The 16,775-nt window shown below is 69.5% G+C and carries 14 protein-coding genes; 9 read left to right on the forward strand and 5 right to left on the reverse strand.

Going from position 1 to position 16,775, the window contains the following annotated elements; all coding sequences use genetic code 11:
• Nucleotides 1-20: 20 nt before the first annotated feature.
• Together ORI60_RS40645 and ORI60_RS40650 are read right to left on the reverse strand one after the other, a co-directional pair.
• A complete protein-coding gene (locus ORI60_RS40645; RefSeq protein WP_266043327.1) occupies nt 21-782 on the reverse strand; it encodes a DNA-formamidopyrimidine glycosylase family protein in 762 nt (253 codons plus the stop codon).
• Nucleotides 775-1,620 (reverse strand): ParA family protein, encoded by an 846-nt coding sequence (locus ORI60_RS40650; RefSeq protein WP_266043328.1) that lies wholly within the window; start codon nt 1,618-1,620, stop codon nt 775-777. The genes ORI60_RS40645 and ORI60_RS40650 overlap by 8 nt, the downstream gene beginning before the upstream one ends.
• A gap of 33 nt (nt 1,621-1,653) precedes the next feature.
• Between ORI60_RS40650 and ORI60_RS40655 the strand changes: the two genes are divergently transcribed.
• From ORI60_RS40655 to ORI60_RS40675, 5 genes are all read left to right on the forward strand, one after another.
• Nucleotides 1,654-2,373, forward strand: coding sequence for a class I SAM-dependent methyltransferase (locus ORI60_RS40655; protein WP_266043329.1), 720 nt, complete (start codon nt 1,654-1,656; stop codon nt 2,371-2,373).
• A gap of 99 nt (nt 2,374-2,472) precedes the next feature.
• Nucleotides 2,473-3,042 carry a sigma-70 family RNA polymerase sigma factor gene (locus ORI60_RS40660; RefSeq protein ID WP_266043330.1) on the forward strand — a complete coding sequence of 190 codons (570 nt, stop codon included), beginning with the start codon at nt 2,473-2,475 and terminating at the stop codon, nt 3,040-3,042.
• Between the two features lie 275 nt (nt 3,043-3,317).
• Nucleotides 3,318-3,884 carry a sigma-70 family RNA polymerase sigma factor gene (locus ORI60_RS40665; RefSeq protein ID WP_266043365.1) on the forward strand — a complete coding sequence of 189 codons (567 nt, stop codon included), beginning with the start codon at nt 3,318-3,320 and terminating at the stop codon, nt 3,882-3,884.
• Between the two features lie 103 nt (nt 3,885-3,987).
• Nucleotides 3,988-4,665 (forward strand): sigma factor-like helix-turn-helix DNA-binding protein, encoded by a 678-nt coding sequence (locus ORI60_RS40670; protein ID WP_266043331.1) that lies wholly within the window; start codon nt 3,988-3,990, stop codon nt 4,663-4,665.
• 107 nt (nt 4,666-4,772) lie between these two features.
• Nucleotides 4,773-5,390 carry a sigma-70 family RNA polymerase sigma factor gene (locus tag ORI60_RS40675; protein ID WP_416234581.1) on the forward strand — a complete coding sequence of 206 codons (618 nt, stop codon included), beginning with the start codon at nt 4,773-4,775 and terminating at the stop codon, nt 5,388-5,390.
• Here ORI60_RS40675 and ORI60_RS40680 read toward each other — a convergent pair.
• On the reverse strand, nt 5,371-6,681 hold the full coding sequence (locus ORI60_RS40680) for a glutamine synthetase family protein (RefSeq protein ID WP_266043333.1): 1,311 nt from the start codon (nt 6,679-6,681) through the stop codon (nt 5,371-5,373). The genes ORI60_RS40675 and ORI60_RS40680 overlap by 20 nt on opposite strands.
• Nucleotides 6,682-6,693: 12 nt before the next feature.
• Here ORI60_RS40680 and ORI60_RS40685 point away from each other — a divergent pair, with 12 nt between their 5' ends.
• The 3 genes from ORI60_RS40685 (at nt 6,694) to ORI60_RS40695 (ending at nt 9,846) form a co-directional block, all read left to right on the forward strand.
• Nucleotides 6,694-7,791: an amidohydrolase family protein gene (locus ORI60_RS40685; RefSeq protein WP_266043334.1), complete on the forward strand. Its 1,098-nt coding sequence runs from the start codon at nt 6,694-6,696 to the stop codon at nt 7,789-7,791.
• 35 nt (nt 7,792-7,826) lie between these two features.
• Entirely contained in the window at nt 7,827-9,101 is a 1,275-nt protein-coding gene (locus tag ORI60_RS40690; RefSeq protein WP_266043335.1) for a DNA polymerase IV, read from the forward strand.
• 85 nt (nt 9,102-9,186) lie between these two features.
• Nucleotides 9,187-9,846, forward strand: a complete 660-nt coding sequence (locus tag ORI60_RS40695; RefSeq protein WP_266043336.1) for a hypothetical protein — start codon at nt 9,187-9,189, stop codon at nt 9,844-9,846.
• Nucleotides 9,847-10,626: 780 nt separating this feature from the next.
• On the opposite strand, the gene ORI60_RS40700 is transcribed toward ORI60_RS40695, so the two are convergent.
• Together ORI60_RS40700 and ORI60_RS40705 are read right to left on the reverse strand one after the other, a co-directional pair.
• The gene (locus ORI60_RS40700) at nt 10,627-11,727 is read right to left on the reverse strand and encodes a DUF4034 domain-containing protein (protein ID WP_266043337.1); all 1,101 of its coding nucleotides are present in this window, start codon (nt 11,725-11,727) and stop codon (nt 10,627-10,629) included.
• Between the two features lie 18 nt (nt 11,728-11,745).
• Nucleotides 11,746-13,251, reverse strand: a complete 1,506-nt coding sequence (locus ORI60_RS40705) for a M48 family metalloprotease (RefSeq protein ID WP_266043338.1) — start codon at nt 13,249-13,251, stop codon at nt 11,746-11,748.
• A 258-nt stretch (nt 13,252-13,509) separates the two neighbouring features.
• Here ORI60_RS40705 and ORI60_RS40710 point away from each other — a divergent pair, with 258 nt between their 5' ends.
• Nucleotides 13,510-16,665, forward strand: a complete 3,156-nt coding sequence (locus ORI60_RS40710; protein ID WP_266043339.1) for a S8 family serine peptidase — start codon at nt 13,510-13,512, stop codon at nt 16,663-16,665.
• Nucleotides 16,666-16,775: the final 110 nt, after the last annotated feature.

Consider the following 16,775-nt stretch of genomic DNA (forward strand, 5'->3'; position numbering starts at 1 on the left):
GGCTGGAAGAGCGTCTCGGTTCAACCTGATTGACATTTTGGGCAGAAGTACACGAATCTGCCGTCGATCTCGTCCGATCGGACTCTTGTGCGGCAACGCAAACAGGGTTTGCCGGTCCGCTCGAAAACGTAGTGCTGCACGCGCAGGTCGCCCGTGGTGCTCTGCTCGGGCCGCCACTGGTTGGCCTGCAGGAGCTTGCGCGACAGCGCAACCGCACGTGAGGCGTCCACAGATGACACCGGGGCGGTCGGCAGAACGCGCAACAGGAAACAGACTTCCGCGCGGTAGAGATTGCCGACGCCGGCCATGACCCGCTGATCCAACAATGCGAGCCCGATGGCCCGGGAAGGATCGGCGGTCAACCGCTGAACGGCCTCAGCGGCGTCGAAGTCCAGTGCCAGAAGATCAGGTCCGAGATGCGAGATGAGCCTGTCCTCGTCGGTGGTCGGCAGGAACTCCAGGTCGTGCAGCGCGAATCCGATGGCCTGCCGGTCGTCCACCTCGAACACCGCGCGGGCCTGGTGCGCGGGGCGGCGCCAGCGCTCACCGGGCCGGTAGAGGTGCCACGAGCCGTCCATCCGGAAGTGGCTGCGCAGGCTGTTGCCGTCGGAGAACCGGGTGAACATGTGCTTGCCGTACGTGCGCACGCCCAGCACGTCCAGACCGGTCAGGTCCAGCGCGGCCAGCCGGGGGTGACGCAGTTCCCCGCGTCGCAGCGTCTTCCCGGCCAACGCCTCGTGCATGCGATGACCGGCCAGGAAGACCGTGTCCCCTTCAGGCATCCACCGCTTCCTGGATCTCGTCGTCGTCGAAGTCTTGGTGCACGGCGCGGCGCCGGCTCCGCGAGATGCGCTGGATTCGGGCGAGCAGCAGGTTGAACGCCAGCGCCACCTCTCGTGCGCCGGGAGTACCCCACTCGTGGATCGGCATGCACGCGCCCTGTGCCTGCTGCACGGCGAGACGGTCCGGCAACGCCACCGGCATCACCAAAGGCCCGAAGATGTCCCGCAGCTCTTCGATGCGGAACTGGTGCTCGTGCGAACGCGGTCGCACGCGGTTCACGACGACACCCAGCGGCTGCAGGTCGGCGTTGTTGCTCTCCCGCTCGTTCTGCACCGCCTCGAACGCGCGCTGCACACCCGCCACCGCGAACATCGTCGGCTCGGTGACCAGCAACGCGCGGTCGGCCGCCACCAGCGCCGAGCGGGTCAGCTGGCCCAGCGACGGCGGGCAGTCGAGCAGCACGAGGTGGTAGGGGAACTCGTCGTACATGTCCCGCAACGTGCGCAGCGCGTCTTTCAGGCGGTGCAGCCGCGACTCGTTCGGATCGGGGTGGTTGAGCAGTTCGGCGTCCTCGGACCCCGAGAGCACGTCGATGCCGTCGCCCCACCTGCTCGGGCGGATCGCCTCTTCCAGGTTCTCCTCGGACGGGTCCTGCAGGACGTCGTAGATGCTGGCCTTGGACTCCTCTGGCTCCAGCGTCGACGTGGCGTTGCACTGGGGATCGAGATCGATCACCAGAGTGCGGACACCACGGCGGAGAGCGGCAGAGGCCAGGCCGAGCACCACCGTCGTCTTGCCGACGCCTCCCTTGAGGCTGAGCACGGACACCGTATGCACAGACCTACTCTAGGGTCTCCTACTCTGTTGGACATGCGACCGGACGCCGTACAGAGGGTGCTCGACGCCGAATTGGCCGCCGCACGCGAGCGCAGGGGTGGAGAACAGCCCCGTGTGCTCGACGTTGGTGGTGGCAGCGGTGTCTGGGCCGTTCCCCTAGCCGCAGCGGGATGCGCGGTCACGGTCGTGGAGCCTTCGCCGAACGCACTGGCCACGCTGAGCACCCGTGCGCGCGAAGCCGGTGTGACCATCAACGCAGTCCAGGGCGACACGGACTCGCTGGGCGTTGCCGCCGGTGAGGCCGACCTGGTGCTGGCGCACGGGCTGCTGGAGGTGGTGGACGACGCTCCCGCAGCGCTCGCCTCGCTGGCCGCCGCGGTGGCGCCCGGCGGTGCGGTGTCGGTGCTGGTCGCGAACCGGTTCGCGGCGATTCTGCACCGCGCGATCGCGGGCCGCATCGTCGACGCGCGCAGGCTGCTGGACGACGACGCGGGGCAGCTCGCGGGCACGCGCGATCCGTTGCAGCGCCGGTTCGACGTCGCCGGACTCGAGAAGCTCGTCCTCGAAGCCGGACTGTCCGTGGAGATCCTGCAAGGTCACGGGGTAGTTTCTGATCTCGTGCCCGGTGTGGTGCTGGACGCGAATCCGGGTGCCGCCGACGCACTCGCCGAGCTGGAACTGGCCGCCGCCACGCGTTCCCCGCTCCGGGACGTCGCCGCCCGCCTGCACGTGCTCGCCCGCCGTACCGCGTGAAACCCTTTGCAATCGGGACTTTTATGACCCTGATGAGTGGTCCCAAACAACTCGGCGGCGAAAGATAATGTCTTCGCTGCCGACGTAGGGACCAACGCGATGGAAAGTTCCGACCTGCTGGCCTCATTGGTCAACGAGGCCGTTGCGGGTGACCGGCACGCCGTCGAACGGCTGCTGGCCTCCGTGCGCCCGCTTGTGGCGCGGTACTGCCGTGCGCGCGTCGGTCGCAACGAAAGGGCGTACGCGTCGGCGGACGACGTGGCGCAGGAGGTCTGCCTGGCGGTGCTCACGGCACTGCCCACCTATCGCGAGCAGGGAAGACCTTTCCTCGCGTTCGTCTACGGCATCGCCGCGCACAAGGTCGCGGACGCGCACCGGGTCTCGGCGCGCAACCGGTCCGAGCCCGTCGCCGAGGTGCCGGACGGTCCGTCGCTGGCCGCCGACCCCGAGGAGAACGCACTGCTCGGGTCGCTCTCGGTGCGGCTTGGTCAGTTGCTGCGGGGCCTGCCGGACAAGCAGCGCGAGATCCTGCTGCTGCGCGTGGTGGTCGGGCTGACGGCGGAGGAGACGGCTGAGGCGATCGGGTCGACGCCCGGTGCCGTGAGGGTGGCTCAGCACCGTGCGCTGGCCAAGCTCCGCACGTCCGTGGGGGTCGAGGAGTTGATCTGACCGGTGCCTTCCACCACGCGGGTCCTGCGGCCAGGAGGCCGGCTCGTGGCGCGTCGTGGTGGGCAAGGCACGGTATTGGGTGGTTGCTCGTCATGAAATCACCGAATTGGCGGAACGCGCGGGTTTCGGTTACGTGGAGTGGTCGCTCCGCGCCTATCACCCGCCGCTGCTCGTTGCTGCAAACGGGTGACGTTTGAAGTTTCTCCCTACTTTCCGCATAAGGAGTGACGCGTCGCACGTCTCCTCCACGGGACGTCGACGAGGGGACGCTTCGAATGGAGAGTTCGGCTTTATCCGCAGAACTGGTCAGCCTGGCCGTGCAAGGCGAGCGCAGGGCCACTGACCAGCTACTTCGCTACCTGCGACCGCTGGTTGTGAAGTACTGTCGCGCGCGTGTGGGTCGCTCGGCGACAACTGCGGACGACGTCGCGCAGGAGGTCTGCCTGGCCGTGCTGACGGCCCTTCCGAAGTACCGGGAGCAAGGCAGGCCGTTCCTCGCGTTCGTCTACGGCATCGCCGCGCACAAGGTCGCCGACGCTCACCGGGCGCTTGCCCGTAACCGAGCGGAGCCGGTGGCCGAGGTGCCCGATCAAGCCGTGCGGGGTGTCGGGCCGGAGGAGTTCGTCCTCCACGACGAGCTGAACGGCACGCTCGGCCGGCTGCTGCACGTCCTGCCGGACAAGCAGCGCGAGATCCTCGTGCTGCGCGTCGTGGTGGGTCTGTCCGCCGAGGAGACCGCGGAAGCCGTGGGCTCGACGCCGGGTGCGGTCCGTGTCGCCCAGCACCGGGCGCTCAGTCGCCTTCGCAAGGAAATCGCGTCGATGGCTGTCCCGATCGGGTGACATTCGTTTGCGTTTGTTACGAGTCGTGGCGAGTGCGTGGGGTGGACGCACCCAAACGACATACCTAGAGGGCAGGAAGACACCGACATAGGGACCAGGGGGCATGGGAAGTTCGGACTCAGCGCTTGCCGCCGACCGGCTGCGCATCGATGGGGTGCTGGTTCAGCACTTTCGCGAGTCAGGGCTGTCCGGGCCTCGCTGGGACCAGTTCCACCGTCAGCTTCTCGGGCACGGACTCACGATCGTTACGAAGCTCGTGTGGTCCGGCGCCATCTTCTCCCGCTGCGGGCGGCAAGGCCGCTACCTGCACCAGCAGGACATCTCGCGGCAGGAGGCCGAGGAACTGGCGAGCGACGCGGTGTACGAGGGGTTCGTCTACTTCCGGGACCGGGGTCTGCTCGGCCGGGAGTGGTCGGTCGAGCACGGGCAGCCGTTGAACGAGTACTTCGTCAACGCCTGCGTGCTCGCGTTCCCGAACGTGTACCGCCGCTGGCAGACGCATGCACACGGCTGGCAGGACGTACGGCTCGTGGACACGCTGGCCTCGCTCGAGAACGTCGTGGCCGAGGGGAATCCCGAGGACGCGGTCATCGAGCAGGCGGCGGCGAACGCCGCGTTCGCCACGCTGAGCGAGGACAGCAAGCGGTTGCTCTTCCTTCATGACCAGGGCTATTCGCATGCGGAGATCGGCGAGTTGATGCGACTCACCCCGCGCGCGGTCGAAGGACGGATCCGGCGGGCGCGTCACGCGGTGCGCCGGCGTCCAGAAGAGGAACGGTGATCTGCGTGGAGTTCACACCCGGCCTGCACCGCAAGGTGCCCGCGGAAGCCGTGCAGGGCTCGTCCGTGGGTGGGCCGGTCTCTGCCTCCAGGGGGACCCTCGACGCGTTGGTCGAGCGGACCACCGGTGGCGTCAAGGAGCCGGTCGACCCGCCGGCACCCTCCTACTACTCGAGCCGCCCGCAGACAGCGGACGAGCACGTCGCGCGCGCTGTCGCCGGTGATCGCGCCGCCGTCGAACGGCTGCTCGGCACCATCCGGCCGTTGATCGTGCGGTACTGCCGTGCGCGCGTCGGATCGTTCGCGTCGGCGGACGACGTGGCGCAGGACGTGTGCCTGGCCGTGCTGACCTCGTTGCCGTCGTACCGCGACCAGGGGCGTCCGTTCCTGGCGTTCGTCTACGGGATCGCGGCGCACAAGGTGGCCGACTCGTTCCGCAGCTTCTCGCGCAACCGCGCCGAGGCCGTGTCCGAGCTGCCGGAGTCGATGGACACCGCGGCCGGGCCTGAGCAGCGCGCGATGCAAGGAGAGCTCTCGGAGCAGATGGCGACGCTTCTGCGCGTGCTGCCCGAGAAGCAGCGCGAGATCGTCGTGCTGCGCGTGATGGTGGGGTTGTCGGCGGAGGAGACGGCCGAGGCGGTCGGGTCGACGCCGGGTGCGGTCCGGGTGGCCCAGCACCGCGCGCTGTCGCGGTTGCGCAAGGAGCTCAATACCGCCAGCGAGTGATGTTGGCGATGCCCTGCGGGCTCGCGTCCTTGTACCGCTCGATCTCGCCGCGCCGCACGTCGGCGATCGTGCCCGCCAGCTCCTGCCCGAACGCCTGGGTCAGCACGGCGTCCTTCTCGAACTCGTCGACGGCCTCCCTGAGCGACGTGGGCAGGCGCTGGACGTCGCCGAGCAGCGCCGGGTCGACGTTGAGGCCCTCGGGCAGCGCGGCTTGGGTGGCGATGCCGTCCAGACCGGCCGCGACCACACCCGCGACGACGAGGTAGGGGTTCGCGGTCAGGTCGAAGCACTTGATTTCCAGGTTGTCCCGGATCAGGCGCAGCGCCGTTTCGCGGTTCTCCTCGCCCCACGCCACGAACGGTGCGGCCCATGTGTTCGGCACGAGCCTGAGGTAGCTCGCGAGAGAGGGGGCACCGATCGCGCACAACGCGCGGAGGTGGTTGAGGACGCCCGCGCTGAACTGCTTCGCCTCGTCCTGGAAGCCGTCGAAGAGGTTCGTGCCGTCGCGCCAGAGGCTGAGGTGCAGGTGACCACCGTTGCCGACACCGCCGTTGACGACCTTGGGGGAGAACGACGGGCGCATGCCGTGCCGGATGGTGACGGCGCGGATGGTCTCCTTGACGAGCACGGCCGTGTCCGCGGCGGCCACGAGGTCCTCCGGCGCCGTGGAGACCTCGAACTGGCCGGCGGCGTACTCGGGGTGGAACTGGAGGACCTCGACGTCCTGCTGGTCCAGGGCTTCGAGGAGGTCGACGCAGTAGTCGGACAGCTCGACCTGGCGGGCGTGGCCGTACGCGGACCCGCTGGTCGCGGGGACCCAGTCGTCGGTGCCGGTCCTGCCGAGGCACCACTCGATCTCGAAGCCCGCCTGGGCGGTGAGGCCCGCGTCGGCGAGGTTCTGGACGGCCTTGCGGGCCTGCAGGCGCTGGTCCATCGGGTAGGGGACACCGCTCTGGAAGTGGCGGTCGGCGGGGGCCCACGCCCAGCCCGGCTGGCCCGCGAGCACGGTGAGGCGGTCGAGGTCGGGGTGCAGCCGCAGGTCGCCGACCGGACCGCCGGCGAACCGGCCCTGGATGATGAAGTCGTCGAACAGGAAGACGTCGAACACCGGTGACGCGCCCACGCCGTGCGCCGCCGCGTGCGCCAGCCTGCGCAGGGGGACGGACTTCGTGCGGAGGATGCCGCTGTTGTCGACCCAGGTGAGCGCCACGACGCTCACGTCCCGCGCGTTGAGCCCGTCGAAGAGCTCCGTCGCCCGATCGAACCGCTGGTCCCGTTCCGCAGAGTCCACGATCCTGAGGTTATGGGCATCTTGCCGTTCGTCGCCGAACTCGGGCTGATAGATCACCATTGCCACGGTGTGCTGCGCACCGACAGCGCTCGTCCGGAGTTCGAGTCGTTGTTGCTGGAGGCCGATGCGGTGTCCCCGCTGGGCGGGTCGTTCTTCGACTCGGCCCTCGGGTTCGCGGTGCGGCGCTGGTGCGCGCCGTTGCTGGACCTGCCCCGTCACGCGTCCGCCGACGAGTACCTCGAACGGCGGAACTCGTTGCACATCGCCGAAGTGTCGCGCACGTTCCTGATGGCGTCCGGGATCCACACGTTCCTGGTGGACGGCGGGTTCCAGCCCGATCGGCTGCTGTCGGCGACCGAGCTGGCCGCGCTGGGCGGGGGTGTCGCGCACGACATCGTGCGCCTGGAGGCGCTGGCGGAGGCGGTGAGGCCTTCGGTCTCGCCCTCGGAGTTCGTCGACCTCGTCCGCTCGCGGCTCGCCTCGTCGTCGGCGGTGGGGGCGAAGTCCGTTGCGGCGTACCGGATCGGGCTGGGTCTTCCCGGTGTGCGACCTGCCGACGCGGAGGTGGAGCGCGCGGTGGCGGCGTGGTCATCCGGTCGGCTGGAGGACCCGGTGGTGATCGCCTGGCTGGCCTGGGAGGCGTTGGACGCCGGGCTGCCGTTGCAGTTCCACGTGGGGTACGGCGACTCGGACCTCGATCTGCACTTGTGCGATCCGTCGTTGCTGACGCCGTTCCTGCGGGCGACCGCTGCTCTTGGTGTTCCGGTGTTGCTGCTGCACAACTACCCGTTCCACCGGCAGGCCGGGTACCTCGCGCAGGTGTTCCCGCACGTGTTCTGCGATCTCGGGCTGGCGACGCACGGGCTGGGGCATCAGGCTTCGCGGGTGTTCGCTGAGGCGTTGGAGATCGTGCCGTACGGGAAGTTCCTGTTCTCCTCTGATGCCTTCGCTCTGCCCGAGTTGTACTACCTCGGCGCGTTGATGTTCCGGCGCGCGTTGTCGGACTTCTTGGCCGATGGGTTGCGGAGTGATGCGTTTGCGGACGACGACGCGCATCGCATCGCACGGCTCATAGCGTCGGAGAACGCCTCGCGGGTGTACAAACTGTAGGATTTGCGTCGAACTCACGTTCGAAAGGGGTGTTCATGGGTCGCAGTGCGAACCTGCCACGCGGCCTGGTCGACCGGTTCCGTGCGCGTGATGGCGTCTGGCCTGACGACACGGGCTGCCGGATGCTGCACGTCGACATGGACGCCTTCTACGCGTCGGTGGAGATCCGCGAACGTCCTGAGCTTGAGTCCGTGCCCGTCGTGGTCGGTGGCGTCGGTGGGCGGGGCGTCGTGAGTTCCGCGAACTACCTCGCGCGTGAGTACGGCGTGCGTTCCGCGATGCCCACCGCGCACGCCCGCCGTCTGGCGCCTCACGCCGTGTACCTGCCGCCGCAGTTCGATCTCTACCAGGAGGTCTCGCGCGGGGTCATGGCGATCTTCCGCGACATCACCCCGCTGGTGGAGCCCTTGTCGCTGGACGAGGCCTTCCTCGACGTGGGTGGCGCGCTCCGCCGGCTCGGCCTGACACCCGGCGGCATCGGCGAGTTGATCAGGTCACGTGTGCTGGCCGACCAGGGCGTGTCCTGTTCGGTCGGGGTGGCGTCGACGAAGTTCCTCGCGAAGCTCGCTTCGGGCATGTGCAAGCCCGACGGCATGATGGTCGTCCCCGCTGCTGCTTCTCTCGAGTTCCTGCACCCGCTGCCGGTCTCCGCTTTGTGGGGCGTGGGCGCGAAGACCGCGGCGAGGCTGGAGGCGCTGGGCCTGGAGACCGTCGCCGACGTGGCCGCCATGCCTCTCCCGCGCCTGCGCCGCAAGATCGGCGTGGCGCTGGCGGAGCACCTGTACGCGCTGGCATCCGGGGTGGACGACCGCGCGGTGGTGCCGGAGTCGCGGGAGAAGTCGATCGGCGCAGAGGAGACCTTCGAGGTGGACGTCGCCGACCGCGCGCTGCTGCGCCGCGAGTTGCTGCGGCTGTCGGAGCGCTCGGCGGGTTCGTTGCGGGCCAAGGGTCTGCACGGCCGGACGGTGTCGATCAAGGTCCGCTTCTCCGACTTCACGACGATCACCCGCTCCCGAACCCTGCCGGTGTCGACGGACGTGACCCAGGAGGTCTACCGGGTGGCCGCCGAGCTGCTGGACACCCAGGTCCCGCCCGGCGACGTTCGCCTGATCGGCGTCCGGATAGAGGGCCTTGACAACGCCGACTCCGCCCAGCAACTGATCTTCGACGCCCCAGAGCGAGGCTGGCGCGAAGCCGAACAAGCCGCCGACCAGGCCCGTTCCCGCTTCGGCTCGCTAGCCGTCCGTCCGGCTTCACTGCTCCGCGACAGTCCAGAAAGGACAGCGGACTTCGAACCGAAGCCCGAGTGATCGCGACTTGTCCACAGCCACCGACTTGTCCACAGATCCCCGCACCCCCGAAATCCCCCGCCATCCCCAGCCCCACCATTGACCCATGCGCCACCCCATCGACCTGGAAGCACTGGGCACCCTCTTCCTCCACCGAGTGGCCCCAGTGGCAGCCCTGATCCACATCGGACTGTCGTCGTCCCTGATCGACCAGCGCTCCCGCCCGGGCGGCCCCTGGCAGCGCCTGTTCCCCGGCATCTTCCTGCTGTCCAGAGCAGGCCCTTCCCGCGAACAGCTGGTGCAGGCGGCCCTGCTCTACGCGGGTGAGGGCGCGGTGCTCACCGCGTTCGACGCCCTCTACCTGCACGGCATGAGGTCGGTCCTGCCGACGGCGGACGCCATCCACGTCCTGGCCCCACGCCACTCCAGCGCCTGGGGCCACGGCACCCTGCGCCTGGAACGGACAGACCGCCTGCCCAAACCAGCCCTCCGCCGAGGCTTCCACGTGGCCCCGTTGGAACGCGCGGCGGTGGACGCGATCCGCCGAACCCGCTCGATCCCGGACACCAAGGCCATCCTCGACGAGGTGTCGCACTACGTCGGCATCCAGGCCCTCAGAGCCGAACTGGCCATGGCCCCGCGCAAGGGCACCACCCTGGCCCGCAAACTCCTGGGCGACTCCCCGGCCCGCCAGCTGGAACTGGCCGTGATGGACCACCGCCCACCGTCAGTCCCACAGGCCCGAACCCCACAACCAGTCGGCTGACCACCGGGCCCACAAGGCATCCAGGCACGGCCGCGCACTGCCTCGTGCTCTCCGCAGGGCGAGCCCGCCCCGCAGCGGCTTCGCCTCACGCCGACCCATCGTCCAGACAGCCGCGCCGGCGACGTCGTTCCAGCAGCGTCGCCCGGCCCGGTCCCGCAGTGTTGCCGCAAGGCAGTTCGGCAACCGGCCAACCGCTCCGCTCAACAATCTCGCCCAGCACCGTGTTCAGCAGCCAGACCACCAGCTCTGTCCAAGACCCTTGCCCCGCAACGGTGTTCGGCAGCGCCACGGCTCATGGGCCGAGCCGCGGGGGCGGACGGCCTCGGTCTGCAACTCACAGCCCTGCGGCAGCGCCGCACAGGAGTCCGGCAGCGGTGCCAACACCCATCCCATCGCCCACATCCACCAACTATCGCCCCAACCTGGACCCGCCCACCCGTAGCGGACACCAGCCAACCCAGCGCCGTGCCGCACCCGAAGCCGTCTGGCGCCGCACCCCATCTGGCGCCGCACCCGTATCCCACCCGCACCGCACCCGGCACCGCACCCGCAACCCACCTGGCGCTGCAACCCACCTGGCGCTGCAACCTCACCGCTGCAACCTCACCTGGTGCTGCACCCGCATCCCACCCGGCACCCGGCACCGCAGCCCCACCGCGCCCGGTGGCACCGCACCCACGCGCACCGGGCCCCGCACCACATCCCACGCGCACCTGGCACCCGCACCACACCCCCACCGGGTGCGGCACCCAAATCCAGCCACCACACCGAAAGGAGCCACTACCGAACCGGAGCCTTGACCCCTCTGCCCTTGGCCGCAGCCTTGACCGCGATTCCCCGCAGGCTCAAGAACTTCAGCCGAGGCTCCTCGAAGTAGTTCCAGGGCCCCGCGTCCGCCAACGCCCCCAAAGCCCGGAACTGCCCCACAGCCTCCTCGAACCGTTGCAGCTCAAGCAAAGCGTAGATCGCATACCCGCGGTCGTCCCGAAGCGCACAGGTGTCGGCACCCTCGTCCGCCAGCCGATCCAGCAGCGCGTCCAGGGCCCCGACAACGGCGGGCGACTTCCACACGTCAGGCGAGGTTGCTTCAGCCTCGTAGGCAGCCCGCAACGGCAGGGCCAGCAACTTGGGCGACTTGGCAGCGGCTTCGACCGCGAACGCCAAAGCCATCTCGTCCGACCCGTGCCACTTGCGGCACCAGTACTGCAGTGCCTGCGTGTGTCCGTTGTGGTGCAGGGGATCGCGCGACATCAGTTCCGCCCAGATCGCGCGGAACTCGTCGTGCTCTACCTGCAGGCCGCGGGCGAGGGTCAGCATCGTGGTCCACGGCGTCGGGTCGTCCGGCAGCACGGCGGCGGCGATGCCCGCTGCCTCGCGAGCCTCGAACAGGACGCGGTGGAAGCCCTCGAACTGTTCGCGGGTGGTCTGGGACGCGGTGGCGCTGCCGCGGATGTCCCAGGCGAGGGCGACCAGCGCCATCGCGTGCACGACGATCCAGTGCGGGTCGCCTGGGCGGGCGGTCTGCCAGGCGTCCATCCAGGCGTCGTCCTTGGCGGCGAGGTCGGCCAGGGCCCAGACGACGCGCTGGCGGCGGTCCCAGTCGCCGTGGGTCGACGTGACGAGGTCGGCCGCGTTCTCCCAGTTGCCGGCTCGGACGTCGTCCTTCACGGCGGCGAGGGCCAGGTCCTCGATCGGCGAGGTGGTGGTCACCTCGGCGTCGGGCACGAGGCCGTAGCGCTCCGGGTGGGTCTTCGGCAGCACGTACGACGCCACCACGTCGGAAGGGAGGTCGTCGATCTCCACGCCCAGCCGCTTCGCCTCGCGCATCAGGCGGACGACGGTGATGAGTTGCTTGGGCTTGAACAGAAGTGAGAGCACCACGGGGTTCCTCCTGAACGCTCAGCGCGCGGGGCGGTAGTCAGGGGCCACACCGGCGGTGGCGAGCGCGGCGCGGAGTCCTTCGGTCCTGCCGTGGTCGGCGACCGCGGCCTCGAGGTGTTCGGCCATGTCGAAGTCGTGAGAGGAGGTGACGAACGTGGTTCGTCCCAGCCAGTCCAGTTCCCAGTGGGCGAGGCCCGCGTCGGAGAACGCCAGTGCCACCAAGCCGGACAGCTCGGGCAGCACCTCGCCGCGAGCCATCTCGCGGCGGGCCCGGGCACCGGCGTTCCTGTTGCCGGGCAGGTGAGAGGCGAGGCCCGCCAGGTGTCCCGCGTCCAGCGCGTCGAGCACGGTGGTCAGTGACGGCGGTTGGTTCATCACCGCCGCGGATGCCTGCAGCAGCCGTTCGGTGCCGCGCACGACGCGGGCTCGGGCGCCGATGTGGCTGAGCGTGGCCCAGTCGACGCGTTCCTTAGAGGCGGCGTCGGAGACGAGCGTGTTGAGCACGGCGGCGTCGAGCAGCGGCATCGGGTCGGCGAGCAGTTCCAGTGCCGGGCGGTCGCCCCAGCCCGACTCCGGTTCGAGGGCCATGGCCTCGATCGCGGCGATGCGGTCCTGCAGCGGTGGGTGGGAGTCGTACGGGCCGCGGTCCGGGTCGTGCGGGTTCTGGCGGATCTCCTCCAGCTCCTCGTGGAGTTCGGGGGAGGTGCGCAGGCGGGCGAATCCGTCGAAGAACGTCGTGGGGAGGTAGCCGAGCTCCCACGCGACGGTCAGGTGGCGGTTGGTGAAGAGGTCCCACGCGGCGTCGATCACCGGCAGCTCGCGCCAGGCGGACGCGGCGGCGGACGAGCCCGCCAGCGTGGCGGCGACGCGGTCGGCGGCGAACTCCTGGCGACGGCTGATCGCCTGGGAGACACGGAGGTACAGCTTGGCGTAACCGCGGAACAGCTTGGCGATCATGCGCTGGAACCAGTGCTCGGCGTTCATGTGGGAACCGGCGCGCAGCACGGCGTCACGGCCGGAGACCACGACGCCGGCGAGGCGCGTGTCCTTGTTGGCGTAGTGCCCGAGCTCGTGGGCGAGCACGGCGATGAGTTGCTTCTCGGTCAAGGAGGTGAGAAGAGGTGCGCCGATGAACATCCTGCGCTTGAGGACGCGCAGCCCCAGCAAGCGGGTGTCCTCGGCGACTCCGGCGTTCACCGCGGCGAGGATCCGGATCTCGTCCGGCGGGCGGGTGCCGACGTCGGCCGCCAGGCGGCGGACGAGGTCCCAGAGCGCGGGCTGCTGCTCGGGCGTGACGAGGGTGCCCGGCACCTCGTCGCGCGTGCGGCGTTCCAGCGAGATCAGGCCCTTGACCAGCGCGTACACCACCGGCGCGACGAACAGGGCCAGCTTCACGCCGACGAACGGGCGCTCGACGAGGGCGTAGGTCTCCAGCGCGAGCAGGCCACCGATCAACCCGAAGGCCAAGGCGTAGAAACCGACGAGCATCGTCACCGAAATGGCAGCACGCAACGAAACACGCATGAGCAGAGCGACCTTCCCCCAGCGCCGCCCCCAGATGACGGCAGCACGAAGTGTGCACGAGAACCCGGTCCCGACTCAATCCCGAAAGACGGCCGGCCCGACCCGGCCGGGGTGTGTCAACCAGCCGATCGGCCAGTGCGGGTACCTCTGCGGGATGACATCCGCCTGTGCAGCTCCGGCCTTCAGGCGGAGGTGAGGTGACGCTCGGTGTCCCTACGGTCACTGGCGCAACACCTCATCGAGCACTGGAGGTAACCAGTGAGAGCAGGACAGCGAGGTGCCCGTCGGGGGATCACCGCGCTCGCGCTGTCGGCAGGTCTCGTCACCACGGGAACGATCACGGTGACAACGGCTGCCGCGCATGCCGAGGAGCACGCAACAGGGCAGGGGGAGCGGAGCGTCACGCTGATCACCGGTGACCGGGTGGAGCTGGCCGGCAACCGCGTCGTGCGGGTCGTGCCGGGGCCGGGGCGTGGAGGGATCCCGGTGCGCACCTTCACGCGGGACGGGCATCAGCACGTGGTGCCCGCTGACGCGATCGCGTTGGTGGACGGAGGAAAGCTCGACCCGCGGTTGTTCGACGTGACGTCGCTGGCCGAGTTCGGCTACGACGATTCGCGGCGCAGCACCGTTCCTGTGATCGTGCGGCCGGCGGCGGGCGCGCGATCGGGCATCACGGCGCTGGCGGCGAAGGGGTCGGTCGACGACCTGGTGACCGGCACGGTCGAGAAGTCGGGCAGCGCCTGGGAGTCGCTGCGCGGCGGTGCGGTGGAGAAGGTGTGGCTCGACGGCCTTCGCAAGGTGTCGCTCGACCGGAGCACCAAGCAGATCGGCGCTCCGCAAGCGTGGCAGGCGGGTGTCACGGGCAAGGGCGTGAAGGTCGCGGTGCTCGACACGGGCGTCGACGAGAAGCACCCGGATCTGCAGGGCAGGCAGATCGCCGAGAAGAACTTCACCGAGTCACCCGACAACACCGACGAGGTCGGGCACGGCACGCACGTCGCGTCGACCATCGCCAGCAAGGGGGAGCAGTACCGCGGTGTCGCTCCGGACGCCGAGATCCTCGACGGCAAGGTCTGCCAGCCGGGTGGCTGCAGCGAGTCGGCGATCCTCGGCGGCATGCAGTGGGCGGCCGAACAGGGCGCGAGCGTCATCAACATGAGCCTGGGCGGCGGTGACACGCCGGAGATCGACCCGCTCGAGGAGGCCGTCAACCGGATCTCCCAGGAGACCGGCGCGCTGTTCGTGATCGCGGCGGGCAACTCCGGGCGGCCGGAGACGATCGGCTCACCCGGTAGCGCCGAGTCCGCGCTGACCGTCGGGGCGGTGGACCGCAACGACGGCATCGCGCCGTTCTCCAGCCGCGGCCCGGCCGCGGACGGCGCGGTGAAGCCGGACGTGACCGCACCCGGCGTCGGCATCGTGGCGGCCGAGGCCGGCACTCAGGGCCACGTCGCGATGGACGGCACGTCGATGGCGACGCCGCACGTCGCGGGCGTTGTCGCGTTGCTCAAGCAGCAGCACCCGGACTGGACCGGTACCCGGCTCAAGGCGACCGTCATGGCGTCGGCCACGGCGAACCCGGCCCTGACGGCGTTCGACCAGGGCGCAGGGCGGGTCGACGTGCCGAAGATGCTGGCGCAGCAGGTGATCGCAGACCCGGCGAACATCAACTTCGGACTGCAGCAGTGGCCGCACGACGACGACCAGAAGATCGTTCGCGAGGTCACCTACCGCAACCCCGGCAAGGAACCGGTCACGCTGGACCTGAGCGCGGACGTCAAGGGACCGGACGGCAAGCCCTCGCCCGCCGGTCTGTTCACCGTGTCCCCGGCGAAGATCACCGTCCCCGCCGGCGGCGAGGCGAAGGCCACGGTCACCGCTGACACCAAGGTGAACGCGCCGGACGGCGCCTACAGCGGTGCGATCGTCGCGTCGAACGGCCTGCGCACGCTCGTCAGCGTCAACCGCGAGGTCGAGAGCTACGACACCGCCGTCACGGTGCTCGGCGCCGACGGCAACCCGGCCGAGTCCCACAGCACGGTCTTCGTCAACACCACGACCGGCAGGTCGTATTCGGGCCTGGCCAAGAACGTCCGCCTGCCCAAGGGCGAGTACCTCGTGGACAGCGGCGTCATCAGCCCGGACTTCAAGGTCGCGTTCCAGGTGCAGCCGAAGTTCCAGGTGACCGGCAAGGGTTCGATCACGATCGACGCGCGCAACGCCAAGCCGGTCGCGCTCAAGACCCCGGACGCCGCGGCCAAGAGCATGATCGGCACCGTCAGCTACTCCATCCCGATCGCGGGAAGGACGACCGGGCACGGCTGGGCGTTCTTCGACGGCTTGGCGGGCCAGGTGTCCACGGCCCAGATCGGACCGGACGCACCGGGCTTCTCCACGACGATCGCCGAGCAGTTCCAGGGCACGGCACGCGACGAGAAGACCCCGGTCAGCTACCGCCTGATGTACACCGAGAAGGGCATGCCGACCGGCTACGAGCGCACCGCCAAGGCGAACGAGCTCGCCGAGATGACGACGAGCTTCCGCAACGCCGGTGAGGGCCGCCAGCACGGCATCGCCGTGCTGCCGCACCCGGTCGACGGCAGCGGCGGCTTCGGCTGGTTCACGCAGGTGCCGGAAGGCGGCCGCGCGGTCGACCACGTCTCGACCGCCACCGGCCAGTGGAGCTGGGTCTACGACCGAGTCGGCCCGGACAACAACAACGAGTACACGACCGAGACGCCCGCACGTTCCTTCAAGGGCGGCAAGAAGTACTCGCAGACGTTCGGCGCCGCGATCCTCGGCCCGTCCGTCCCGTCGGCGCCCGGTTTCGGCCTGGCGAGGCTCGAGGACCAGATCGCCGTCAGGGTGCCGCTCTTCACCGACAGCAACGGCGGCGAGGGCAGGGTCAGCACCGGAACGGCGAAGACCTCGTTGTCCCACAACGGCACCAAGCTCGGCGAGTCGAACCGTCCCGCCGCGGTCTTCGACGTCCCGGCAGAGGAAGGCACCTACCGGGCGGAGATGGAGCACAGCCGCGACGCGGAGCTGTCGAAGAAGGTGAGCGGCGCCTGGACCTTCAAGTCCAAGCACAGCAACGAGATCACGCACCTCCCGCTCACGGTGGTCCGCTTCCTGCCGAAGCTCGACGCGCAGGACACCGCGCACGGCCGGGTGCAACTGGTCCCGCTGAAGGTCGAGCAGGCCCAGAACACGCCGAAGGTCAAGCGCCTCACCGTCGAGGTGTCCTACGACGACGGCAGGACCTGGAAGCAGGCGCAGGTCGCCGGTGACAAGGTGGTCCTGCACCACCCGAAGGGCGCGAAGTCCGCTTCGCTGCGCGCGAAGACGACGGACGCGGCGGGCAACACCGGCGAGGTCACGATCATCAGCGCCTACAAGATCGCGAGCTGACCGGCTGGAAGTAACGGCCGGACCTGAATGTCAGAACTGACGGCCAGGTCCGGCCGTCACGGCGGCACGACTGACCGGCTGGCACCGACGACCAGCCTGCCGGTCAGACC

Source organism: Lentzea sp. NEAU-D7 (assembly GCF_026242055.1).
Taxonomy (GTDB): domain Bacteria; phylum Actinomycetota; class Actinomycetes; order Mycobacteriales; family Pseudonocardiaceae; genus Lentzea.